General features: G+C 70.9%; 25 protein-coding genes. 16 read left to right on the plus strand and 9 right to left on the minus strand.

Annotated elements, in window-relative coordinates:
• Positions 1 to 23: 23 nt before the first annotated feature.
• Positions 24 to 275, minus strand: a complete 252-nt coding sequence (locus tag CBM981_RS02315) for a hypothetical protein (protein ID WP_087067094.1) — start codon at positions 273 to 275, stop codon at positions 24 to 26.
• 32 nt (positions 276 to 307) lie between these two features.
• Here CBM981_RS02315 and dapF point away from each other — a divergent pair, with 32 nt between their 5' ends.
• The 6 genes from dapF to CBM981_RS02345 all read left to right on the plus strand — a co-directional run bounded on the left by dapF (position 308) and on the right by CBM981_RS02345 (position 6104).
• Positions 308 to 1450, plus strand: a complete 1143-nt coding sequence (gene dapF / locus CBM981_RS02320) for a diaminopimelate epimerase (RefSeq protein WP_087067095.1) — start codon at positions 308 to 310, stop codon at positions 1448 to 1450.
• Complete coding sequence (locus tag CBM981_RS02325; RefSeq protein ID WP_225867484.1) at positions 1443 to 2699, plus strand: cysteine desulfurase family protein; 1257 nt, start codon at positions 1443 to 1445, stop codon at positions 2697 to 2699. The genes dapF and CBM981_RS02325 overlap by 8 nt, the downstream gene beginning before the upstream one ends.
• A gap of 25 nt (positions 2700 to 2724) precedes the next feature.
• The gene (locus CBM981_RS02330; protein ID WP_087067096.1) at positions 2725 to 3417 is read left to right on the plus strand and encodes a DUF1995 family protein; all 693 of its coding nucleotides are present in this window, start codon (positions 2725 to 2727) and stop codon (positions 3415 to 3417) included.
• A 71-nt stretch (positions 3418 to 3488) separates the two neighbouring features.
• A complete protein-coding gene (locus CBM981_RS02335) occupies positions 3489 to 4019 on the plus strand; it encodes a DUF4330 domain-containing protein (RefSeq protein WP_087067097.1) in 531 nt (176 codons plus the stop codon).
• A gap of 2 nt (positions 4020 to 4021) precedes the next feature.
• Complete coding sequence (gene dacB, locus CBM981_RS02340) at positions 4022 to 5344, plus strand: D-alanyl-D-alanine carboxypeptidase/D-alanyl-D-alanine-endopeptidase (protein WP_087067098.1); 1323 nt, start codon at positions 4022 to 4024, stop codon at positions 5342 to 5344.
• 73 nt (positions 5345 to 5417) lie between these two features.
• Positions 5418 to 6104 (plus strand): hypothetical protein, encoded by a 687-nt coding sequence (locus CBM981_RS02345; protein ID WP_087067099.1) that lies wholly within the window; start codon positions 5418 to 5420, stop codon positions 6102 to 6104.
• A gap of 222 nt (positions 6105 to 6326) precedes the next feature.
• Here the strand turns inward: CBM981_RS02345 and CBM981_RS02350 are convergent, their stop codons facing one another.
• Together CBM981_RS02350 and coaD are read right to left on the minus strand one after the other, a co-directional pair.
• A complete protein-coding gene (locus CBM981_RS02350) occupies positions 6327 to 7214 on the minus strand; it encodes a hypothetical protein (RefSeq protein ID WP_087067100.1) in 888 nt (295 codons plus the stop codon).
• Positions 7207 to 7710, minus strand: a complete 504-nt coding sequence (gene coaD, locus CBM981_RS02355) for a pantetheine-phosphate adenylyltransferase (protein WP_087067101.1) — start codon at positions 7708 to 7710, stop codon at positions 7207 to 7209. The genes CBM981_RS02350 and coaD overlap by 8 nt, the downstream gene beginning before the upstream one ends.
• Before the next feature lie 100 nt (positions 7711 to 7810).
• Here coaD and CBM981_RS02360 point away from each other — a divergent pair, with 100 nt between their 5' ends.
• From CBM981_RS02360 to CBM981_RS02375, 4 genes are all read left to right on the plus strand, one after another.
• Complete coding sequence (locus tag CBM981_RS02360) at positions 7811 to 8302, plus strand: flavin reductase family protein (RefSeq protein WP_087067102.1); 492 nt, start codon at positions 7811 to 7813, stop codon at positions 8300 to 8302.
• Between the two features lie 40 nt (positions 8303 to 8342).
• A complete protein-coding gene (gene uvrC, locus CBM981_RS02365; protein ID WP_087067103.1) occupies positions 8343 to 10346 on the plus strand; it encodes an excinuclease ABC subunit UvrC in 2004 nt (667 codons plus the stop codon).
• Positions 10347 to 10408: 62 nt separating this feature from the next.
• Positions 10409 to 10717 carry a hypothetical protein gene (locus tag CBM981_RS02370; protein ID WP_087069125.1) on the plus strand — a complete coding sequence of 103 codons (309 nt, stop codon included), beginning with the start codon at positions 10409 to 10411 and terminating at the stop codon, positions 10715 to 10717.
• On the plus strand, positions 10714 to 12255 hold the full coding sequence (locus tag CBM981_RS02375) for a cryptochrome/photolyase family protein (RefSeq protein ID WP_087067104.1): 1542 nt from the start codon (positions 10714 to 10716) through the stop codon (positions 12253 to 12255). The genes CBM981_RS02370 and CBM981_RS02375 overlap by 4 nt, the downstream gene beginning before the upstream one ends.
• A gap of 12 nt (positions 12256 to 12267) precedes the next feature.
• On the opposite strand, the gene msrA is transcribed toward CBM981_RS02375, so the two are convergent.
• The 3 genes from msrA to CBM981_RS02390 all read right to left on the minus strand — a co-directional run bounded on the left by msrA (position 12268) and on the right by CBM981_RS02390 (position 14413).
• Positions 12268 to 12984 (minus strand): peptide-methionine (S)-S-oxide reductase MsrA, encoded by a 717-nt coding sequence (gene msrA, locus CBM981_RS02380; protein WP_087067105.1) that lies wholly within the window; start codon positions 12982 to 12984, stop codon positions 12268 to 12270.
• Between the two features lie 25 nt (positions 12985 to 13009).
• A complete protein-coding gene (locus CBM981_RS02385; protein WP_087067106.1) occupies positions 13010 to 13363 on the minus strand; it encodes a hypothetical protein in 354 nt (117 codons plus the stop codon).
• Positions 13364 to 13507: 144 nt separating this feature from the next.
• The gene (locus CBM981_RS02390) at positions 13508 to 14413 is read right to left on the minus strand and encodes a GNAT family N-acetyltransferase (protein ID WP_087067107.1); all 906 of its coding nucleotides are present in this window, start codon (positions 14411 to 14413) and stop codon (positions 13508 to 13510) included.
• Between the two features lie 87 nt (positions 14414 to 14500).
• Between CBM981_RS02390 and CBM981_RS02395 the strand changes: the two genes are divergently transcribed.
• The 6 genes from CBM981_RS02395 (at position 14501) to CBM981_RS02420 (ending at position 20047) form a co-directional block, all read left to right on the plus strand.
• A complete protein-coding gene (locus CBM981_RS02395) occupies positions 14501 to 16141 on the plus strand; it encodes an AarF/ABC1/UbiB kinase family protein (RefSeq protein WP_087067108.1) in 1641 nt (546 codons plus the stop codon).
• A 95-nt stretch (positions 16142 to 16236) separates the two neighbouring features.
• A complete protein-coding gene (locus CBM981_RS02400) occupies positions 16237 to 17316 on the plus strand; it encodes a transporter substrate-binding domain-containing protein (RefSeq protein ID WP_225867485.1) in 1080 nt (359 codons plus the stop codon).
• Positions 17317 to 17499: 183 nt separating this feature from the next.
• Positions 17500 to 17949: a tellurite resistance TerB family protein gene (locus CBM981_RS02405; protein ID WP_087067109.1), complete on the plus strand. Its 450-nt coding sequence runs from the start codon at positions 17500 to 17502 to the stop codon at positions 17947 to 17949.
• A 163-nt stretch (positions 17950 to 18112) separates the two neighbouring features.
• Complete coding sequence (locus tag CBM981_RS02410; RefSeq protein ID WP_087067110.1) at positions 18113 to 18538, plus strand: cupin domain-containing protein; 426 nt, start codon at positions 18113 to 18115, stop codon at positions 18536 to 18538.
• Between the two features lie 49 nt (positions 18539 to 18587).
• Positions 18588 to 19565: an MBL fold metallo-hydrolase gene (locus CBM981_RS02415; protein WP_225867486.1), complete on the plus strand. Its 978-nt coding sequence runs from the start codon at positions 18588 to 18590 to the stop codon at positions 19563 to 19565.
• 119 nt (positions 19566 to 19684) lie between these two features.
• On the plus strand, positions 19685 to 20047 hold the full coding sequence (locus CBM981_RS02420) for a DUF1830 domain-containing protein (RefSeq protein WP_087067112.1): 363 nt from the start codon (positions 19685 to 19687) through the stop codon (positions 20045 to 20047).
• Positions 20048 to 20083: 36 nt separating this feature from the next.
• On the opposite strand, the gene CBM981_RS02425 is transcribed toward CBM981_RS02420, so the two are convergent.
• From CBM981_RS02425 to CBM981_RS02435, 3 genes are read right to left on the minus strand one after another with little or no spacing between them, the layout of a single operon-like run.
• On the minus strand, positions 20084 to 21025 hold the full coding sequence (locus CBM981_RS02425) for a mechanosensitive ion channel family protein (protein WP_087067113.1): 942 nt from the start codon (positions 21023 to 21025) through the stop codon (positions 20084 to 20086).
• Positions 21026 to 21028: 3 nt separating this feature from the next.
• On the minus strand, positions 21029 to 22225 hold the full coding sequence (locus tag CBM981_RS02430; RefSeq protein ID WP_087067114.1) for a hypothetical protein: 1197 nt from the start codon (positions 22223 to 22225) through the stop codon (positions 21029 to 21031).
• The gene (locus tag CBM981_RS02435; protein ID WP_087069127.1) at positions 22225 to 23181 is read right to left on the minus strand and encodes a patatin family protein; all 957 of its coding nucleotides are present in this window, start codon (positions 23179 to 23181) and stop codon (positions 22225 to 22227) included. The genes CBM981_RS02430 and CBM981_RS02435 overlap by 1 nt, the downstream gene beginning before the upstream one ends.
• Between the last annotated feature and the right edge of the window lie 54 nt (positions 23182 to 23235).

Consider the following 23235-nt stretch of genomic DNA (forward strand, 5'->3'; position numbering starts at 1 on the left):
AGCTGATGGTGCCACAGGCCCGTTCAGGTGAGGCTGCGGATCACCGCCACCTGCTCCCGGTTGATCAGCATCAGGGGAAGGTCGGCCGCCGGATCCTCTCCGGGGTGCAGGCCGATGCAGTACACATCCTGCCAGCGGATCACCCCTTCGAGCTCGGTGCCGCCCCCGATCAGGATCGCCACCGGTTGCTTGCGGCGGATCAGGTCCTGAACATGGCGCACGCTCGGCTGCGACGTGTCCAGCGAGATGGGCCGGCGCTCGAGAAAGCTCTGCATAGGATCGGCAGCAGGCTGAGAGATGTTCCATCGTGCTGCAGTACAGCAAATATCAAGGTCTGGGGAATGATTTCCTGATGCTTGATGGCCGGGAAGCCTCCAGCAGCGACGACTGCTTCGATCTCACCCCCGGACGCATCCAGCGGCTGTGTGACCGCCGGTTCGGCATCGGCGCCGACGGGGTGATCGTGGCTGCCCCGCCCCGGGAAGGCGGCGAGCTGCGCATGCGCATCTTCAACGCCGACGGCAGCGAGCCGGAGATGTGCGGCAACGGCATCCGCTGTCTGGCCCGCTTCCTGGCGGACAGCGATGGGGATCTGCCCGGCCGGCGCTGGCAGATCGAGACCCTGGCCGGCCGCATCGTGCCGGAACTCCAGAGCGACGGCACGGTGCGCGTGGACATGGGGCCGCCCTTCCTGGACCCTGCCGCTGTGCCCACCACCCTGGAGCCGGGCGAGGCGGGCATCCCCCAGGGCACCCTCGAGGCCGACGGGGAGAGCTTCAGGGTGGGAGCCGCGGGCATGGGCAATCCCCATGTGGTGATCCCCGTGTCGGATCTGGAGGCGGTGGACCTGGAGCGCTTCGGGGCCGCCCTGGAAGTGCATCCCGCCTTTCCGGCCCGCACCAATGTGCATTTCGTGCAGGTGCTGTCTCCCGACCACCTGGTGATGCGGGTGTGGGAACGGGGGGCCGGCCCGACCCTGGCCTGCGGCACCGGCGCCTGCGCCACCCTGGTGGTGTGCCATGCCCTGGGCCTGGCGGAGCGATCCGCTCGGGTGGACCTCCCCGGCGGTCCCCTGCAGATCGCCTGGGAGCCCGCCGACGGCCACGTGTGGATGACCGGGCCTGCTGAGGCCGTGTTCGATGCCGTCATCGCCCCTTCCCTGTGGGATCCCGAGGGCCCCGAAGCGCCGGACGCGGAGGTCCTCCAAGCGGTGGACGCACCGGCGAACGCCGAGCAGCGCGTCTCCGAGGGGGTGGCCGGTGTGGACTGCGCCACGGCCTGCGTGCGGGGCTGCATCCGCCCCGACGACTGCCCTTCCGCCGCTGCCCGTGCCCGCGTGGAGGCGCTGCTCAGCTCCAGCTCCCTCGACGATCTGGTCAACCTCGCCACCAACTCGCTGGAGAACCGCATCCGTTCCCGTGCCGAGCGGCCTTCCAGCCTCGGTGGCTGAACAGCGCCGGGCGGCCGTGCCCAGCGCCCTTCCTCTCTACCTCGATGCCTGTGCCACGGCGCCCCCGGCTCCCGAGGTGCTCGACGTCATGGCGGCGGTGCAGCGGGAGGCCTGGGCCAATCCCTCCAGCCTGCATGGCTTCGGCCTCCAGGCCGCCGAAGCCCTCGAACGGGCACGACGGCTTGCGGCACGCTGCCTCGGCTGTGATCCCGCCGCTCTGGTGTTCACCTCGGGTGGCACCGAAGCGATTCACACCGCGCTCCTGGGTGCGGCGGCGCTGCTGCCGGTGGGCCGGCTGCTGATCACGGCGGTGGAGCACCCCGCCACCCTGGCGGCGGCGGCGGTGCTGGCCCAGCGCGGCTGGCGGATCGTCGAGGCGCCGGTGGACACAGCGGGACTGCTGGATCTGGAGAGCTTCGAGGCCCTGCTGGCGCCTCCCACCCGTCTCGTCTCGGTGATCTGGGGCCAGAGTGAGGTGGGCACGGTTCAGCCCCTCCAGGCGATCGGCTCCCTCTGCCGCCGGGCCGGGGTGATCCTGCATGTGGATGCGGTGCAGGTGGTCGGGCATCGGCCCGTGGCCTTCGATGAGCTGCCGGTGGATCTGCTCAGCTGTGCGGCCCACAAGCTCCAGGGCCCCCGCGGCGTGGGGGCCCTGCTGGTGCGGCCGGGGTTGCCGTTCGCGCCGCTTCTGCCCGGCGGTGGCCAGGAGGGCGGCCGCCGTGGCGGCACCGAGCCCGTGGCCCTGGTCGCCGGCTTCGCTGCGGCTCTGGAGCTGGCGGTGGAGCGTCTGCGGGACCGGGGCGGCGAGGATCCCCTGGGGCCGCTGCGGGACAGCCTGCTGCGCCAGCTGCTGCAGCGTCCCGGCCTGCGGCTGAGCGGCGTGGATCCTCTCGGCTCACCGGGCCAGCGCCTGCCCCACCACATCAGCCTCCTGGTCAGCGACCGGCATGGCCGGCCCCTGTCCGGCCGCCGACTGGTGCAGGCCCTCTGGCGCCAGGGCGTAGCCATCAGCAGCGGATCCGCCTGCAGCAGCGGCGTGGGTGCCGCCACCGGCGGCGCCGCGCCCAGCGCGGTGCTCACCGCCATGGGATACCCACGGGAGGAGGCCGCCAGCGGGATACGGCTGAGCCTCGGGCCCTGGCTCGAGCCAGCGGCGCTGGGGGGCGTGGCCGGCCTCCTCGAGCGTGCCATGGACGATCTCGAGGCCGGGGCGGTGGCAACGGCTCAGCCGGACCAGGCCGCTGGGTAGGGTCGGGCCTTCCCAAGGGAACGCCATGCTCCCCGCCGATCTGCGCCGTGCCGAGGCCGAAGCACTCACGGCGATCCAGGCTGCCCTGGGCTCCGGCGACAGGGGCCTGTGGACGGCGGAATTCCGCTTCGAGGGGCTGCGGATCCTGCCGCTGGCGCTGCGGCTGCTGGAGGCGTTGCGTCCATCCCGCCCCGAGGTGCGGATGCTCCTGCCGGACGCCGGTGCCACGGCCCTGGCCAAGCGCGATGCCCCGGATTCGGCGCCGCTGCTGGGCAGCCTGCGGGACCAGATGCGGTTGCAGCAGGCCGATGGCGGCAGCCAGGGCCTGCTGGTGCTGGTGGGTCCCACCCCTGCCGACTACGACGCGGTGGAACAGGTGTGTGCCCTCCACCGCGGCCTGGTGCTGATGCTGAACGGCAGCCTGGAAGACGCCGCCGTGGGCATCGGCAGTGTCGCCCGGGAGCGCCGCCGTGGCTTCCTGGCCGACTGGCAGAGCGCCTATGCCCTGATCCCTCTGGCGGAGGGAGCCCTGCGCCGCGCCTATCCGGAACCCTGGCAGTTCTACCGCCGCGATCCTGACGGCCACCGCTTCGTGGCCGATTTCGAGCAGAAGCCGGATGGGGAACAGCGGGCGGCCGCCCTGGCCGGTGAGGCAGGGCCGGGCCTGGCCGGCAATCTGCAGGCGATCGATGCCTTCCTCGAGGGCCTGCGCAACTGAGGCTTCTGTTCAGGGGTCCATGGTGCGGCCGTGACAACGCCCGTACAGTGCGGCCGACGTTGCCAGCGCCGATGACCAGCCAGCCCCCTGCCGCCAAGACCCGCCGCTGGAGCCTGGTGGATGCCGGTGCCCTGGCCGCTGTGCTGCTGGCTGCCGGGGGGGTGGTCTGGAGTCCGAAGCTCTCCAGTGCCGTGGCCCAGGCCACCGGTGGCGTGGTTCCCGTCACGGTGATGGTGGATGTGCGCGGCATTCCGGTGGCCGATCCCACCGGCCTGATCGAGGCGGCCCGAGCGGAGGGCAAGGTGGCGATCGTGATCCGCAACCAGCCCCACGGCAGCGTGGGCATCGAGCGGATCCAGCAGTTGCAGCGCCGGCTGGTGGCCGTGCAGCCCGATGGCTCGGTGGTCACCGCCGCCGACCCCAGCGGCCGCGACTTCAGCAATCTCGATGCCCGCTTCGTTCTCAAGGCCCAGGGCCGGCGCGCCAGCGGCGGTGTGGTGTTCGGCAACCAGACCGTGAAGGTGGGGGCCCCGATCGAGATCGAGGGGGAGGGCTACCGCGTCAACGGCACCGTCACCGGCATCACCGTTCAGGGGAGTTGACCATGCCCATCCCAGCCTGCCAGCGCCGTCCCGGCGCGCGCCGCATCGGCCTCCTGGCGCTTGTGCCGCTCAGCCTGCCCCTGCTGGACGGAGCGGCACTGGCGCAGCAGCGCCCGGCGATCACCACGCTGCAACTGGAGCCGGCCCCGCTCGCCAGCCTCCCACCGGCTCCGCCGGCCATCGGCCTGCCCCAGCTGCAGAGTCAGCTGAGCTGCCCGGCCCTGCAGCAGCGGGTGCAGGCGGTGCTGGGGGCAGAAGCCGGCGTCTGGAGCATCACCATCGCGGATTCCCGCGGCCGGCTGCTGGCGGATGTGAACGGCATGCGTCCGCGGGTGCCGGCCTCGAACCAGAAGCTGCTCAGCACGGCCTTCGCCCTGGACCGGCTCGGCCCCGACTACCGCCTGGCCACCCGCCTCTGGCGCCTGCCCGATGGCAGCTACCGCCTCACCGGGGAAGGGGATCCGGATCTGGCCCTGCCGCAGCTGCAGCGGCTCACCAAGCTGGCGCTCGGCTCCGGTGGCTCCACCGGGGAGCCCAGCGGAGTGGTGCGGCTGCAGATCGCCGAGGAGCCGAAGCAGGCCTGGTGGCCCCAGGGCTGGCATCCCGGCGACCGCTATTACGCCTACGGCGCGCCGATCACCCGCCTGGCGGTGACGAGCAATGCGATCAACGACGCGGTGATGAATCCGCCCTCGCGGCTGCAGGCCCTGCTGCAGAAGTCGGTGAGCCAGCAGGGCGGCGCGGTGCAGGTGAGCCTGGTGCCGGCCACCACCCCCCTGCCGCCCGACGCGGTGCTGCTGCACCAGGAGCCCTCGGCTCCGATGCACAACCTGCTCAGCCTGGCGAACACCGAGAGCCACAACTTCACCGCGGAAGTGCTTATGCGCCAGGCTGCCGACAGCTGGAACCTGGCACAGGCCCAGCAACGCACCACCCAGTGGCTGGGCCAGCAGGGTCTGCCGATGCAGGGGGTGCGGGTGGCGGACGGCAGCGGGCTCGACCGCGCCAACCGGCTCACCAGCCGTCTGCTGGCCGCCCTGTTGCTGCGCATGGACCAGCACCCCTACGGCCGCAACTACCTGGCCTCGATGGCGGTGGCGGGCCAGCGGGGCACCCTGCGGCGGCTCTACGTGGGCACCCCCCTGCAGGGCCAGTTCTATGGCAAGACCGGCACCCTCACCGGGGTGCGCTCGATCAGCGGCGTGCTGCTCACCTCCGCTGGCCCCCGCTACGTGAGTGCCATCAGCAACGGGGCCTATCAGCCCAACACCACGATCGGCCAGGTGCTGCGCCAGGCTCAGCAGACCCAGCTGTGCCCCGGGTGAGGGCGCGGCTTTTCCTCGCCATCTGGACGCCTTGGCTTCAAGCCCCGGGGTTCAACGAGCGACTCTGATCCCCATGGCTGAACTGCGGAGTGATCTCTTCTCCAGCGGCCGCGATGTCGCCCGAAACTCCGGGGCGCCCACAGGCTGGGACGTGCTGGGTGATGTCAACACGCAAGCGGGCAAAGACACCGTTGTGGGTGAAAGTGTGGGTGAAGGCTCCCAGGTCCCCCAGAGCCTCAGCCTGGAGGCGATCGGCATCCAGCTCATGCCCGGAAGCCGCCTGGATACCGGCAACGGCAAAGACACAGTCACCGGCATCGCTGCTGACTGCGGCATCAGGAACCTCGGAACCCTCGTCACCGGTCGCGCCAAGGATGTGATCACCGGCGAGGGTGGTCTCCATGGAATCTTCAACGATGGCGTGATCAGCACCGGCCGGGGCCGCGACGTGGTGAATGCGCTCAAGGGCGGATTCAGTGGCCAAGGACTGGTCGACCTCGGGACGTCCAACGACACCCTCAAGGGCTTTGGCACGGGTCGCTTCGATGGCGGGGCCGGCAGGAGAGACAGGGTGCTGCTCGGCGAGGGGACGTATTGGATTGATGCTGCTGGCGGCACGATCTCCTCGGCCGGGGTCGTGATGGCGGTTGCGGGCTTCGAGAAGATCGGCGGCACCAGGAAGGGCAAGCTTTTCGACTTTGAAACCGGCATCCTCATGGTTGACGACAAAGGGAAGGCCAGCTTTTCAGCCGTGCTGTGAAGCCTGGCCGCCTCCGGCGACGTCAGCGGCTGCGGCTGCGTCCACCGCTCTGCCCTTCCCCTGCGGGCCTCTCCCTCGCCCTGAGCTTCAGGACGACGATCAGGTCCACGCCGATCGTTCCCTCCCGCCAGACCAGCGCCGCCGCCTGGTCCATGCGGCTCGTCTGAATCGGCCTCCAGGCCCGGCTCCTGCCTGCCCCTGCCCAGGATCGGAGCTGGGGCGTCAGCCCGCCAGCTGGCGCAGGGCCGCCGGAGTGCGGCGGCGGCGGGTGGTGGGCGTGGGCTGCTCCACGGCCACGGGCACCACCTCACCCTGCTCGGGCACCTGCAGCCGCACCAGCTCGCGCCGGCCTGCCACCACCACCTGCCCCAGCTCCTTGAGCCGGCCCTCCAGCTCGCCCAGCACCTGCTCGGCGTAGCGGTTGGCCCCTTCACTCACGGCCGCCGCCTCCTTGCGGCTGCGGGCCACCAGGGCATCGCACTGCTGCTGGGTCTGCTGGCGGAACTGCAGGGCGTCGTTGTGGAGCCGCTCGGCTTCGGCCTGGCTCTCGCGCTGCACCCGCAGCCCCTCCTGGCGGATCTGCTCCAGCTCGGCCATCGCCTGCTGGCGGTTGCGCTCGTGCTGCTCCAGCAGCAGCCGGTTGCGCTCGGCCGCCTCCTGCTCCAGCTGCTGGCGCCGGCTGGCGAACTGGTGCTCGAGCTGGGCCAGGCGGGCCTGTTGCTCCTGCTCTGCGGCCGCCGCCTGCTGGCGGCCCTGCATCAGCAGCTGCTCGCACTGCTGACGCGTCTGCTCCCGCATCTCGGCCGCCTGCTTTTCGGCTTCCTGCCGGATCGAGGCGGAGCTGATCAGCTGCTCCCGCTCCCGCTTGCCGGTGGCCAGGATCTCCTCGGCCTGCTTGCGGGCCTGGGCGATGAACTCCTCACGCTGGCGGAGCAGTTCCACGGCCTGGCCCAGCTGGGCAGGCAGGGCCTCGCGCACGGCGTCGATGACCTCGATGGCGTCCTGCTCATTCACCAGCCTGCCGCCGCTGAACGGCACCCGGGTGCCATCCAGCAGGAGATCCTCGATCTGGTCGATCTGATCAAGCACGGTGATATGGGCTTCAGCCATGGCCGGACGTCCTGGATTCCGCCCGATTAAAAAGCTTCGCCAGGTCTTGTGCCACTCCAGGCGGCACCATGTGCTGCACATCCCCGCCGAATCGGGCCACCTCCTTCACCACCGAACTGCTCAGAAAGCTGTGGTGGACAGCGGTGGCGAGGAACAGGGTCTCCACCCGGGCCTCCAGGCTCTGGTTGGTGTGGGCGATCTGCAGTTCGAACTCGAAGTCGCTCAGGGCCCGCAGGCCCCGCAGGATCACCTGGGCGCCGCAGCGGCGGGCACAGTCCACCGTGAGGCCGTCGAAGCTGCCCACCTCCACCCCCTGCAGATGGCTGGTGGCACAACGGATCTGCTCCAGCCGCTGCTCGAGCGGGAAGGCCGGCTGCTTGCTCGGGTTCTGCAGCACCGCCACCACCACGCCGTCGAACAGGCGGCTCGCCCGCTCGATGAGGTCGAGGTGGCCCAGGGTGAGCGGATCGAAGCTGCCGGGATAGAGGGCGCGCATGGGCCCCAGCCTATGGAGCCCCGGGGCCGGACCGGACGGGCAGGGGCGCGTTCCTAGAGTCGGTTCAGTTCCCGGTGCCCCCTCGGGGCCCCTGCCCGCCATGGCCGCCTCCACGCTCAACGCCGAAGCCAAGAAGACCCTGCTGCGCAAGATCCCCCATGGCGTGTTCATCTGCGGCGTCGCCGAGGGCGACGAGGTGAACGGCTTCACCGCCAGCTGGGTGACCCAGGGCTCCTTCGAGCCGCCCCTGGTGGTGATGGCCGTGCGGGCCGACAGCACCAGCAACGGCATGATCCAGCGCACCGGCAGGTTCTCGCTCAACGTGCTCGGCGCCGACCAGAAGGACCTGGCCGCCGTGTTCTTCAAGCCCCAGAAGGGGGTGGGCGGCCGCTTCGACGCCGCCCCCTTCCAGCTGGGCCAGCTCGGCCTGCCGGTGCTGGAGAACGCCCTCGGCGCTGTGGAGTGCGAGCTGGTGGGCCAGGTGGCCCATGGCGATCACACCGTGTTCGTGGGCGAAGTGAAGGCCGCCACCCTGCACAGGGACGGCGCCGCCCTCGAGCTCGGCAGCACCGGCTGGCAGTACGGCGGTTGACCCCAGCGTCCGGTTCCGCCCCGCCCGCCTCCCTGTTGCGTTGACGGCCCTTCCCCTGCTGCAGCAACCCGACCGGCTGCGCGAACGGCTCCGCGAGCTGCCCGCGGAGCCCGGCTGCTACCTGATGCGCGACGCCGCCGACCGCATCCTCTACATCGGCAAGGCGAAGGTGCTGCGCAACCGGGTGCGCAGTTACTTCCAGAGCGGCCGGGGCCACGGCCACAGCCCCCGCATCGCCCTGATGGTGCGGCAGGTGTGTGAGCTCGAGTTCATCGTCACCGACAGCGAAGCCGAGGCGCTGGCGCTGGAATCCAACCTGATCAAGCACCATCAGCCGCACTTCAACGTGCTGCTGAAGGACGACAAGAAGTACCCCTACCTCTGCATCACCTGGAGCGAGGCCTATCCGCGCATCTTCATCACCCGCCGGCGCCGCTTCCGCTCGCCCCTCGACCGCTTCTACGGCCCCTATGTTGATGTGGGCCTGCTGCGCCGCACCCTGGCGGTGGTGAAGCGGGTGTTCCCGCTGCGCCAGCGGCCCCAGCCCCTCTACCGCGACCGCACCTGTCTCAACTACGACATCGGCCGCTGCCCCGGGGTGTGTCAGCAGAAGATCAGCTCGGAGGACTACCACCGCACCCTGCGCCAGGTGGCGATGGTGTTCCAGGGCCGCAACGAGGAGCTGCTGGAGCTGCTGGGTGCCCAGATGGAGCGCTATGCCGAGCGGCTCGACTTCGAGAGCGCCGCCCGGGTGCGCGACCAGCTGCAGGGCATCGGCACCCTCACGGCCGACCAGAAGATGAGCACGGGCGACAGCTCGGTGAGCCGCGATGTGATTGCCCTGGCGGCCGATGAGCGGCTGGCGGCGGTGCAGCTGTTCCAGATGCGGGCTGGCAAGCTGGTGGGGCGCCTCGGCTACATGGCGGAGGTGCCGGAGCTGCCGGCGGATCAGCAGGACCTGGGCCAGATCCTGCAGCGGGTGGTGGAGGAGCACTACAGCCAGGTGGAGCCTGTGGAGATTCCCCCGGAGCTGCTGCTGCAGCATCCCCTGCCCCAGCAGGACCTGATCGAGGCCTGGCTGGGCGAGCAGCGGGGCCGCAAGGTGCGGCTGGCGGTGCCGCAGCGGCAGCAGAAGGCCGAGATGATCGAGCTGGTGGTGCGCAACGCCAGCTACGAGCTGCAGCGGGCCCAGCGGGCCAGTGAGCAGAACCTGCTCGCCACCGAAGACCTGGCCCAGCTGCTGGAGCTCACCGCCCCACCCCGTCGCATCGAGGGGTACGACATCAGCCACATCCAGGGCAGCGACGCGGTGGCCTCCCAGGTGGTGTTCGTCGACGGCCTGCCCGCCAAGCAGCACTACCGCAAATACCGGATCCAGAGCAGCTCGATCCGCGCCGGCCATTCCGACGACTTCATGGCCATGGCGGAGATCATGCGCCGCCGCTTCCGCCGCTGGGCCCAGGCCAAGGCCGCCGGCGCCGACCTGCGGGAGCTGCGCCGCCAGGCCGGCACCGCCCTCCACACCGAAGGGCTCAACGACTGGCCCGACCTGGTGATGATCGATGGGGGCAAGGGCCAGCTCTCGGCCGTGATGGAGGCCCTGCGCGAGCTCGATCTGCACGAGGACCTCGTGGTGTGCTCCCTGGCCAAGCAGCGGGAGGAGGTGTTCGTGCCCGGGGCAGGCCAGCCGCTGGAGAGTGAGCCGGAGCAGCTGGGGGTGCAGCTGCTCCGGCGGCTGCGGGATGAGGCGCACCGCTTCGCCGTGAGCTTCCACCGCCAGCAGCGGGGTGAGCGGATGAAGCGTTCCCGCCTCTCCGACATCCCCGGCCTCGGGCCCAAGCGCGTCAAGGATCTGCTGGCCCACTTCCGCTCGATCGATGCGATCCAGCTGGCCAGCCCCGCCCAGATCGCGGAGGCGCCCGGCATGGGGCCAGCCCTGGCGCGCCAGGTGTGGGACTACTTCCATCCGGACCAGGAGCTTGAGGCTCCGCCCGGCCGCCACTCCGAACGGGAGAATGAACAGCCCCTGGAGCTGGCCGGTTGACGTTCACCCCACGGCTGGTCAGCACCTGGTGGCGCGCCCGCCGCTCCCTGCTGCTGTGGGGACTGCCCCTGCTGCTGGCGTCGCTGACCGCGGTGCTGGGGGCGGCCGTGCCTGCCGCCGCCGCTCCAGGCCTCTGCGTGGGCCCCGTGTGCGCCGAGGAGATCACCCGAAGTGCCAAGCACCACTGGCAGCTGCGTCTGCGGGTGAACGACCAGCAGGGCCGCCATGAGCGCCTGGTGGTGGACTGCCGCGACGGCCATCTCAGCCCGGCGGCAGGCCCCGTGGAGCGGGGCTATGCGGCCGCCGTGGCGCGCCGTGCCTGCCGCCTGGCGGGGGAAGCCCCCGCGGTGGCCATGAACCTCCGCCCATGACGACCGGACTCTGGATTCTTGGGGATCAGCTCCGTGACCGGCAGAGCGCCCTTGCCGCCCACGCCGGCAGCAGGGCCGAGGTGCGGGTGCTGCTGGTGGAAAGCCGCTCGGTGCTGGCCCAGCGCCGTTTTCATCGCCAGAAGCTGGTGCTGGTGTGGAGCGCGATGCGCCATTTCGCCGCCGAACTTCGCGCTGCCGGCTGGTTGGTCGATTACGTCTGCTGCGACACGTTCGAGCAGGCCCTGGGCTCCTGGATCGCCGAGCACGGCATCACCGAACTCCATCTGATGGAGCCGGCCGACCGGCCGTTCCGCACCGCCGTGGTGGCCCTGCACGAGCGGCTGCAGCGCGTCTCGCCCTCCACGCCGCGGCTGGTGTGGCACCCCTCCAACGCGTTCCTGTGGAGCCCGGACGACTTCGCCGCCTGGGCCGGCCGCTACAAGCAGTTGCGGATGGAGCTCTTCTACCGGGAAGGCCGCCGCCGCTTCGGGGTGCTCCTCGACGCCGATGGCGAGCCCCTCGGGGGCCAGTGGAACTACGACCAGGCCAACCGCAAGGCTCCCCCGAAGGGACTCCAGGGTCCCGAGCCCCTGTGCTTCATTCCGGATGGCATCACCGAGGAGGTGATCGCCGCGGTGGAGGCCATCCCCGCCCTTCCCGGCGAGGCCCGCCCCTTCGCCTGGGCGGTCACCCGGAGCCAGGCCCTGGAGGTGCTGGAGCACTTCATCTGCACCCGCCTGGATGGCTTCGGTCCATACCAGGACGCCATGGTGGGCGGCCAGCCCACCCTCTGGCATGCGCTGCTGTCGCCCTATCTGAACCTGGGCCTGCTGCATCCGCTGGAGGTGATCCGCCGGCTGGAGCAGGCCGGTCTGGAGCGGGGCACCCCCCTGGCCAGCCTGGAGGGGGTGATCCGTCAGATCCTCGGCTGGCGGGAGTACACCCACGGCCTCTACCACTGGTTCGGCCCCACCTACCCGGCCCGCAACCACTTCCAGCACCACCGCCCGCTGCCCCCCTGGTTCGAGGCGCTCGGTGGCAGCGGCCTCCACTGTCTGGACACCGTCTTCGCCGAACTGGCGGCCAGCGGCTACGCGCACCACATCCAGCGCCTGATGCTGCTGGCCAACTACGGCCTGATCGCCGGCCTCGATCCCCAGGCCCTCACCGCCTGGTTCCACCGGATGTTCATCGACGGCCACGACTGGGTGATGCAGACCAACGTGCTCGGCATGGGCCTGTTCGCCGACGGCGGCCTGCTGGCCAGCAAGCCGTATGCCGCCAGCGGCAATTACATCAACCGGATGAGCACCTACTGCAAGGGCTGCCGCTACGACGCGAAGCAGCGCACCGGGCCCGATGCCTGCCCTTTCAATGCCCTTTACTGGGATTTCCTGGCCCGCCACGAGCCGCTGCTGCGCCGCAATCCCCGCATGGCGCTCGTGATGAAGCAGCTGGAGAAGCTGGCCGCCCCGGAGCTGGAGGCCATCCGCTCCACCGCGGCGCAGCACCTGGAGGCTGCCGGCGGTGCGAGCTAGCGCAGCCCTGAGCTAGCGCAGCAGTTCCGGAAAGGTGGCCCGGAAGGTGGCCAGCTTGGGCAGGTCGTGCACCACCACATAGGGATGGGCCGGGTTGCGCTGCACGAAATCCTGGTGGTAGGCCTCGGCCGGGAAGAAGCGGTCGCTCGCCTCCACCTGGGTGGCGATCGGTCGGGGGAACACCCCGGCCCCATCGAGCTGGCGGATGTAGGCGCGGGCCAGGCGCTGGAGCGCCGGATCCGCCGTGAAGATCGCCGAGCGGTACTGCGCTCCCACATCGGGTCCCTGCCGGTTCACCTCGGTGGGGTCGTGGGCCACCGCGAAGAACACCTTCAGCAGTTCGCCGTAGCTCACCTGGCCGGGGTCGTAGGTGATGCGGATGCCCTCGGCATGGCCGGTGCTGCCGCGGCTCACCTGGTCGTAGGTGGCGGAGCTGGCCGAGCCCCCGGCATAGCCCGTGTCCACCCGCTGCACGCCCCGGATCTCCTCGAAGATCGCCTCCATCCCCCAGAAGCAGCCGCCGGCCAGCACCGCCACCTGGGCGGGCCCGGCCCTGCGGCCGGGGGCCTGGGCCGGATCGGGCAGTTCGGTGGCCTGGGCGGCCCCGATCGGCAGCGGCAGCCGCCGGCCGAGCAGCAACGGCAGCGCCAGCAGTCCCCCCAGCGCCCCCGCCAGGGGGATCAGCAGATGCCACCGCCTGGGGGGCGGGGCCTGGGGTGGGCGTGCCATGGAGCGACCAGGTTGTCTGAACGTTCTACCGGCGAGCCGCCGTGGCGGATGGGCCGCTGGCACGGGCAGTGCCTCCAGCCAGCCCGGGGACTGGCAGGCATGGCTCGGCGTCATCCAGTTCGGCCTCATCCGGCTCGGCTGCACCCGGATCAGCCCCGCGCAGATCGTCCACGCAGGTGCTGGAGCAGGCGTGGTCGAGAAGGTCGCAGGCCATCAGGCAGGTGAAGTAGGCATCCACGGCATCCCAGTGATGGGCGTGCTGCTCACAGCTTTCCGGATGGGAGGCCGTGGCGAGCGTGCAGCGGTAGAGCAGCTCGCGGGCATCGTGGTCCCGCGCCCGTGGCGGGGCCCGAAGCGGGGTGGCAGTGGGGTGGGTCATGGCGGGAACTCCTGCGGGGCCGCAACCGGGCCCCTTGCGTCTCTGTGAGACTCATTTTAAGGCGGTTGTGTTCGGGTGCACTCCCCCGCAGGGGGATCGTTACCCCATCCCCCATTCCCATCACTGCCCCCCGCCAGGCGGCCCTCAGCCCAGCTCCAGGCAGGCCAGGCCGAACACCTCGTCCAGTCCCACCGCGGGAGGGCGGCCGCGGTACATCCGCAGCATCGTGTCGGTGCGGTGGAACCCCAGGCGCTCCATCAGCCCGTCGCCCCCGCGGTTGGCGCCGGGCACATCGATCAGCACCACGCCGGGATGGCGGGCCAGCATCCCCCGCAGCAGCCGTTCGGCCAGCGCGGGGTCGTCGGCCAGCAGCGGACCGATCCGCCAGCCGCTGCCGCGGCGCAGCAGGCAGGGGCGGATGCGGCCGAAGCCATGGCACTGGCCGCCAGCATCGATCAGGGCCAGCACCGTGCCGGCCGGATGGCCCAGCCAGTCGGCCAGGAAGTGGGGGCGCGGGCTCGGCTCCCGCTGGGCGTCGTAGGCCTGCACCGCCCGCTGCGGCAGCTGCTCCCCCTGCACCAGCTCCAGTCCGTCCCGCCCTGGCCCCGCCAGCTCCTCGCCGCTGGCCACCAGCTGCCAGCGCTGGGTGGGGGAGGCCGGCTCGAATCCCCAGCGGCGGTAGTCCTCCACCCGCCCGAGGGCCGCCTCCAGCCCCACGCAGGGCAGGTCGGCGAGGTGGTCCATGGCGGTCCGCCACAGACTCAGGCCATGGCCCCGGCCCCGCTGGGCGGGATCCACCAGGAACATCCCCACGAAGCCGTATTCGGCGTTGTAGCGCACACCGGCGATGCAGCCGATCAGCTGGTGGTTGAGCTCCTTCACCCACACGCCCTGGCGGTCGGTGTGGCGGTAGATGGCCACATCCCCCTCCCCCGGGCAGAAGCCCTCCGCCCGCGCCCAGGCCACCACCTGGGGGATGTCCCTGCGGCTGAGCGTTCGGATCAGACCCTGGCCCGCCACGGCTCCCGATGTCTCGGCCCTGCTGCCCATGGCGGCCTCCCGGTGATCCCCAGCTTGGCCTGGTGGCCCCGGCCCCGCCGCGGCGCGTCAGCATGGGCCCCCACGGCCCACCCCCGCATGCTCAGCGGCTCCTCCCGCGCCCTCGAGATCGTGCGGGTGGTGTCCCAGCACCAGTGGGATTACCTGTTGAGCCTGCTCAGTGCCCAGCTCGGCACGGCCCGCGCCGCCCAGCCCAGCCTGCCGGCGCCGGAGGTGCTCTGCCGGGTGCTCACCGAGCTGGGCCCGGTGTTCGTGAAGGTGGGCCAGCTGCTCAGCACCCGGCCCGACCTGCTCCCCCAGGCCTACATCCGGGCCCTGGCCCGGCTGCAGAGCGACGTGCCGCCCGCCCCCTGGCCCGCGGTGGAGTCGATCCTGCTGCACCAGCTGGACGCCCCGCTGGACCAGGTCTTCGCCCGCTTCGACACCACGCCGGTGGCGGCGGGCAGCATCGGCCAGGTGCACCGCGCCACCCTGCCCGACGCCACGGCCGTGGCGGTGAAGGTGCTGCGGCCCGGCATCGACCGGCAGGTGGAGGAGGACGGTCAGCTGCTGCGCCAGATCGCAGCTCTGGCCGCCCAGACGCCCCTCGGGGCCAGCTACGACCTGCCCGGCCTGGCGGATCAGCTGATCGGCGCCCTCGAGGGTGAGATCGACTTCCGCAGCGAGGCCAGCCACACCGAGCGGCTGGCGGAGGTGCTGCGCCGCTCCAGCTTCGTGGGCAACGGCAGCCTGCGGGTGCCGGCGGTGTACGCCGAGCTCTCGGGCCCGGCGGTGCTGGTGCTGGAGTGGCTCGACGGCGACCCGATCCTCAGCGAGGCCGGCCGCGCGGCCCTCCAGGCCTGTCCCGACGGTCTGGAGGGAGCCACCAACAACCTGCTCGGCGCCTTCGTGGAGCAGTTCTTCGTGGAGGGGTTCTTCGACGCGGATCCCCATCCCGGCAACCTGATGGTGGCGGCCGACGGCACCATCACCCTGCTCGATCTGGGCATGGTGGGCAGCTTCGATCCCCGCACCCGCACCCTGGTGCTGGATCTGGTGCTGGCCCTGATCAATGAGGATCCGGCCAGGGCCACCGATCTGCTGGTGCAGCTGGCCCCGCCCCTGAAGGCCACGGCCGACCGCCGCCGGCTGCGGCGCCAGCTCGATCAGCTGATCCGCTCCAACTTCGCCAAGCCGCTGCACGAGCTCAACTTCGCCCGCTTCCTGGCCGATCTGCTGCAGATCGCCAACCGCGCCGGCCTGCAGGTGCCCGGCAACCTGGGCCTGTTCGTGAAGGCGATCACCAACCTCGAGGGCGTGGGCCGGGATCTCAATCCCGGCTTCAGCTTCACCGAGGCGATGAAGCCCCTGGTGAGCCGGTTGATGGCGCGGGCCCTGCTGCTGCCCCAGCAGCGGGTGATGCAGTTCGGCCTCGATCTGCGCACCCTGCTGCTCGACTCCCCCCGCCAGCTGAGCGGGCTGCTGCAGCGCTTCAGTGGCGACGAGCTGGTGTTCACCTTCCAGCTGCAGGGGCTGGAGCAGCTGCTGGGCAACCTGGATGTGCTCTCGCGCCGCATCGCCCTGGCGATCCTGGTGGCCTCCCTGCTGCTGAGCGCCACGGTGATGGCCACCCAGTCGGAGCTGCAACTGCTGCGCCAGGTGAGCCAGGCCCTGTTCGTGGCCGCCAACGTGCTGGGGGTGTGGCTGGTGGTGTCCCTGATGCGCTCCGGCCGCCGCTAGGCCGCTCCAAGGCCGCCCCTAGGACACCCCGAGGCCATGGACTCGATGGGCCGGCGCGACCCCTAGGGTCGCCCCTGCAAGCCGCCGAAGCCCTGATGCAGAGCCTTCGCTGTCTGGTGCGCTGCACGGTCCCTGTGGCCCTGGCGGCGCTGCTTCTTCCCATGGCCGCCGCGGCCCGGCTGCGGGTGGGGATCAGCGGCAGCGAGCCCTTCCTGGTGAAACAGCCGGGCGGCATCGGCGGCATCAGCGCCGATGTGTGGCGGGAGGTGGCCAGCGAGCACGGGTTCGCCTTCGACCTGATCCCTCAGGCCAGCACCCAGGCCAACCTGGACGGCGTGGCCCGCGGTGAGCTCGACCTGGCGATCGGCCCGATCAGCATCACGCCCGAGCGGCTGGCCCAGGGGGACATCGAGTTCACCCAGCCCTACTTCTTCGGCAAGGTGGGCGTGCTCCTGCCGCTGCGCGATGCCGGTCTCTGGACCCGCATCCGCCCCTTCTTCGGCATGGCGGCCCTCTCCTCGGTGGGGGTGCTGCTGCTGGCCCTGTTCGTGGTGGGCAACCTGATCTGGCTGGCGGAGCGGCGGCGCAACCCGGAGCAGTTTCCACCCGCCTACCTGCACGGGGTGGGCAACGGCATGTGGTTCGCCATCGTGACCCTCACCACGGTGGGCTACGGCGACCGCTCGCCGGTCACCCGCAGCGGCCGCGTGATCACCGGGGTGTGGATGATCATCACCCTGCTGGCCGTCTCGTCGATCACGGCCGGCCTGGCCTCGGCCTTCACCGTGTCCCTGGCCCAGGTGCCGGCCGGCGGCATCCGCGACGTGGAGGATCTGCGCCGGCGCCCGGTGGCCGTGGTGGCCGGCACCACCAGCGAGAAGTGGGGCCGGCGCAGCGGCGCCCGCCTCAGTGCCCAGCCCAGCCTGGAGGCGGCGGTGGACCAGCTGGCCGTGGGGGAGGTGGAGGCGGTGATCTACGACGCACCGGCCCTGCGCTACCACCTGCGCACCCATCCGGATCTGCCGATGCGGGTGGCCCGCTTCAGCCTGGCCCAGGAGACCTACGGCTTTGTGTTCCCCACCGGCAGTGCCCTGGAGCGGCCCCTGGACGTGAGCCTGCTGCGGCTGAGCCGCTCGGGCCGGATCGAGGCGATTCAGCAGGCCTGGCTGGACTGACCCTCGCGCACCAGCTCGGCGGCGGAGGCAGCGGCAACGTCGGGTGGGCTGGTGCGGCTCCAGGTGAGTATTCCTCGCTATTTCGCGCCAACGGTCGTGCTCGCTACCGCCAGGGCGGAAGCCACGGACGTTGGGTGGAACCAACCACGGCCCCCCTGTGGCCTGCCCTACGGACCTGCGTTCATGACCTCCACCCTCTCCTCGCCAGCCCGGCTGGGTAACGATGAGCCCCTCGATCCGGCCCGCGCCTTCGTGGCGGTGGCCCTCTCCGCCGTGTCCTGGGACGGCGTGCTGACCATGGCGGGCTCAAGGGCCCTGCGCCACTCGCTCGACTACCGGCATCCCTACCGCGATTACGCCCCCGAGCAGACCGTGGCCCTGCTGGACGGGCTGATGGCGATCCTGCGGCGCCAGGGGCCCCAGCACCTGATGGTGATGGCCGCCGAGGCCCTGAGCCCCAACCAACGGGCCACGGCCTATGCGGTGGCGGCCGAGATCATGCGTTCGGACGGTCCGCTCGAGGACGATGAGCGCAACATCCTCAGCAACCTGGCCGCCACGCTGGACCTCGGGGATGCGGTGACGATCCCGGTGCATTCCGTGATGGACCTGCTGCACGCCGACCTGAACTGAAATGCCCCACCGCGCCAGCCCCCGTTCACCCGGGGCTGGCGCGCGCGTGCGGGAACCGTGACCGTGGCCCACTGGCGAGTGGATCCGGTACCAGGGGCTACGCCTGAACCTGTCGGATGGTTGTGAAACTTCACGCACTGAGTTTCCAGCGCATTCCACTCCCATGGGCCTTTCCCGCCAGGTGGAGATCCTGCCGTTCGCCGGCAGTCACTCCGGCCACGCCTACTTCTCCGACCCCCAGCCCTGTGACGAAACCCTGATCGCCGAGATCAGCCCCTGCTCCGGCGGCGAACTCTTCTGTCACCGCCGCCAGACCGATCAGCTGATGGTGCTGCGCGGCAGCATCGACCTGGTGGTGGTGCAGGACGGCCGCCTCCGCTCCATCCCCCTGCGGGAGGACGAGGCCGCCTGGGTGCGCATTCCGCCGGGGGTGCCCCACGGCGCCATCAACCGTGGCCGCACCCCGGCCCTGCTGGTGAATGCGGTGGTTCGCCATGGCCCCAGTGATGGGCGGGATTACCGGCCCCGGCGGCTGCCGGCCGCGCTGCAGCAGCAGTGGCACGCGCTCACCGGGCGCGCTGCCGCCTGAGTTCCGGCACCGGCCGGTGGTGAGAATGGGCGCACCCGCGCCGAGATCCTTGCCCCACCGCTTCACCGGTGGCTCCACCGGCCGTCTGCCGTCCCCGCTCCCCCATCTCCAGATCTCGGCCGTCATTCCCCGTCTGCTGCTGGCCCTGGTGGTGGCCGTGGCCGTGGGCCTGCTGGGCCAGCTGCCCGGCAGCACGGCCCCGCCGCCTGAGGCCCCCACCCCGCTCCTGGCCTCCCCCGTGCAGGGGGGGGTGTCCGTGATCGGCGGTGAGGGGGGCAACATCGCCGTGTTCACCGGCCCGGAGGGCACCCTGCTGGTGGACAGCAAATTTGCCCGCCTGGCCACGCCGGTCCGCGGGGCGGTGAAGGCCCTGGGGGGCGGCGATCCGGCCTGGCTGATCAACACCCACTTCCACTTCGACCACACCGACGGCAATGCCGGCTTTGCCCGCAGCGGCGCCCGGATCGTGGCCCACACCAGCGTGCGGCGCCGGCTGGCCGAGGGTTCCACCATCCCGGCCTTCACCCTGGTGACGCCGCCGGCACCGCCCGAGGCGCTGCCGGTGATCGGCTTCGACAGCTCCCTCCAGCTCCAGTTCAACGGCGAGACGATCGCCTTGCGCCACCTCCCCTCCGCCCACACCGATGGCGACGTGGTGGTGCAGTTCCGCCAGGCGAACGTGATCCACACCGGTGATGTGTGGTTCAACGGCATGTATCCCTTCATCGACATCCCCAACGGCGGCACCCTGGCCGGCGCGATCGCCGGGGTGGACCAGGTGCTCGAGCTGGCGGCCGACGACACCCGCATCATCCCGGGCCATGGCCCTGTGGGCAGCAAGGCCGAGCTGCAGGCCTTCCGCACCATGCTGGCCACGGCTCAGCAGCGGCTCTCGGCCCTGAAGCAGCAGGGTTTGAGCGTGGAGGCCGTGGTGGCGGCGGCCCCCCTGGCCGATCTGGAGGAGCGCTGGGGCCAGGGCCTGTTCAAGGCCGACCGCTGGATCGCGGTGATCTGGGAAGGGATCTGAACCAGGGCTGTGGGGCCCGGCTGGGTGTACCTACCTAATCCCACCGGTTCGGTGGCGGGCGCGACTGTTCTGCCGGGGTTCCCTCCCCAAGAGTGGAACCCCAGCGGAGGATTCTGGTCATGCTCGACTGCGGCTACCGGAACGAGCGCTCCCACCTGGTGATTCTGTGCTGCAGCGTGGAGGAGGGGGTGGTGCTGGAACGGGTGATCTTTCCGTTCGAACTGCTCACCTTCCTGGCCCCGCCCGGCGCAGAGGTGCTGATCTACGGCCCCTCCGACCAGGAGCCGCTCCTGCTGGAAACCCTCACAGCCGCGAGCCTGCGGCTTGGCTTGGAGCCGGAGGATGACCATCCGCTGCTGCCCGCCAGCATGGCGGCCATGCTGCAGGACTTCCGCCATCGCTACAGCCGGGAGCCCACGGAGGAGAACCGCCATCGCCTCACCCAGCTGGAGCGGCGCCTCCGCCATGGCCTCTCGGCCTAGCCGGGGTGAGGCGTTGCCGCTGCATAAGCTGCCGCTTCAGCCCTTGCCTTCCCCCTGCTGATCGAGCAGCGACAGGGCCGTGTTGGGGTAGGAGAGGCCATGCTGGGCGAAGGCCCGCTTGGCCCGCATCAGCAGATCGGTGCGGTAGGTGAATTCGTCGCGGGCATCCATCGGATAGGAGCGCAGCTTGAACTGCGTGCCCCACGGGTGTTCCTCCATCACCACCTGCACCGGCAGCCGCAGCTGGGTGTACTGGCTGCTGTAGGCCGCTTGGTAGAGGATGTCCACCACCAGGTCCACATCCACCCGGTGGTCGAAGTACACATCCGTGGACACCTGGGCCTCGAGCTTGCCGCTGTTCGCATTGGCGATCGGATCCGTCCACACCAGGTTGTGGGGAATGGTGATCGTGTTGTCGTCCGGGGTCACCAGCTGCAGGCTGCGCAGGCCGTAGCCCACCACCTCGCCGTAGTGCTGGCCGATGCTCACCCGGTCACCCACCCGGTAGGAGGCCTCGAACAGGGAGACCACCCCGGCGATGATCGAGCTCACGTAGTCCTTGAACGCGAAGCCCAGGGCCACCGCCAGGGTGCCGGTGACGGCCAGCAGATTGTTCTGGGTGAGGTTGAGGAACTGGTCGAGCAGGTAGGACACCGTGGCGATCAGCACCAGCCCCTTCAGGAAGGGCACCGACTGCTTGATCAGCAGCCGGTAGCGGCGGGCCACCTGCTCCGACAGCCACACGGTGAGCCGCTCGATCAGGAACACGGCGCCGTAGGCCAGCAGCACCGCGAAGGCCGCGCTGATCGCCTTGGAGAGGGTGACCTCGGCCAGGATGCGCTGCTGCGCCGATTCGGCCCGGGCCGCCGGGGCCAGCAGCAGGGGGATCAGCGCAGCCAGCGCCGCCAGAGCGGCCAGCACGCCCGCGGGCGGCACCGCCCCGGGGCCCAGCCTGTGACAAGGGGTTGGGGGCCGCATCGCTCAGATCTCGCCGGTGAAGAAGTTGTTGTCTGCCAGCTGCCGCAGCACGCTCGGGTAATGGCAGGCCCGCACCCCCAGCTCCCCCGCCGTGTCCTGAAGCACGCCCTCGGCCAGGAGCCACTGGATGCGGGGTTGGAGCCGGTGACTGGGCATCCCCAGGCCATAGGCCAGGTGGCTGCGGCGCTGGGAGCCGTGGATCAGCAGGCTGTGCAGGAGGTAGCGGTCTTCATCGGTGAGGGCCGGCAGCTCCGGCAGAAACGGCCGGGTGGCCACCAGCTCCCCCGGCCCCTCCCCGGTCCCTTCCTTGGTCGGCCTGCGGCGCAGGCTGGCCAGCCAGAGCTCGGCACCGATCCGGTGGCTGCCCCCTGCCAGATCCGCCAGCAGGTCCCAGTGATCCGCCCTTTCGGCTTCGCCGTTGCCGCCCCCGTCACCCCCCGGGCCGTCGGCGTCGCTGGGGGGGTCTGGCTGGCCTTCCGCTTCAGGGGAGTCCAGCCCCAGGTCCTTCACCAGCGGCGCCAGCCACTGCCGCAGGGCCTCGCCATCCAGGGGCGGCAGGGGGGTGGCGTCGGGGAAGTAGGAGCTGAACTGGCTCACATGGTCGAGGAATTTCCAGGCCCAGCGGTTGCAGCCCAGCAGCCAGAAGCGCTCGCGCTGCTCCAGGATCACCTGCCGCAGCCGCTCGATGCCGCTCCAGCCGTCGATGCAGCGCAGGAAGCACTGGTCGAGGTTGGGCAGGCTCAGCAGCCGCGGTTCCGTCGACGCCGCCGATCCCAGCGGCGGCATCTCGAGCGCACCGGTGAGCATGCGTGGCACCGCCGCCGGGTCGGCCGGCCGGCGGCGGCAGGGCAGGAGGGTGCGGCAGGGGATCTCGCCGTCCTGCCAGTCGGCCAGCACCGCCTCGATCACCGGGTCCATGGGCTCCACCGGGCGGCTGAGAACGATCAGCACGTTCGGGGCCTGGGGGTCGGCGCGCCAGGCCTGCACCGCCTCCCGCAGGGCCGCCCCCACACCACTCTCCAGCGGCGCGGGCACCTCCAGCTCGCCCACCCGCCGCCGCAGCGCCTCGATCTGTCCTGGGGGCAGCGGCTCCAGCGGGTCTTCGCTGAACCCCGCCTGGCTGCGGCGCCCTGACCACACCTGCAGACACTGCTGCAGATCCCGCAGCAGCGGCACCCTGTCCAGGGCTGGCAGATCCATCAGAGCAGCTCCCGCAGCGCCGGCAGCTGGTCCCGCATCGCCCGGTGCCCCAGCTCGATGATCCGGCCGGCCTGATGGAAATCAAAGATGGCGACGTCCTGCAGGGGCGGCTCCACCAGCAGATCGGGCACGTGCACCTGCAGTCGACCACGGGTCACCTGCTGCTCCATCACGTTGAGCGACGTGCCGATCACCTCGAAGATGTTCGGAGCGGGGTCCTCCGCGTCAAGCCACTGGTCCACCTTGTCGTTGAGGGTGTCCTGGAGGCTCTCGAAACGCTGCTGCAGCCGGCGCAGAAAGGTCTCGCGCCGGTGGCTGGCCTCTGCACTCCGCACCGGTTCCATCGCCTCCTGGCTGTTGGCCTGGCCCACCGCGGAGGGCTGGGCCGATTCCGCCCGCCCGCCGCTTACGCGCCTGCGGTTCAGGTTCACCGCAAGCACCAGCTCGGCCCCGAGATCGCGGGCCACGTCCACCGGCACCGGATTGACGATGCCGCCATCCCCCAGGAAGCGGTCCCCATCGCAGAACGGGGTGAAGATGCCCGGCACCGCGATGCTGGCCCGCACCGCATCCACCATGCAGCCGGAGCGCAGCTGCACCTCCTCGCCGCGGATGAGGTCGGTGGCCACGCAGCAGAACGGGATCGCCGCGTCCTCGATCCGCATCGCCTGCATGTGCTCCGACAGCAGCTCGTACACGCGGTTGCCGTCGAGCAGGCCGCTGCTGGGGAACACCATGTCGAAGTAGGTGAGCAGGTCGCGCCAGCACAGATCCCGCACGAAATCCTCAAGATCGTCCAGTTCCCCCGCGCAGTGGATCGCCCCCACAAGGGCGCCGATGCTGGCGCCGGCGATGCCGCTGATCCCGATGCCCTCCTCCTGCAGGGCTCGGATCACGCCGATGTGAGCCCAACCCCGGGCACCACCGCTGCCGAGGGCCAGTCCAACCTGCTTCACGCTGCAGCCTCCGTTCACGCCACGGGCTCCTTCCGCCACGGGCCGTTGCGCTCA

This window comes from Cyanobium sp. NIES-981 (assembly GCF_900088535.1).
GTDB lineage: Bacteria > Cyanobacteriota > Cyanobacteriia > PCC-6307 > Cyanobiaceae > NIES-981.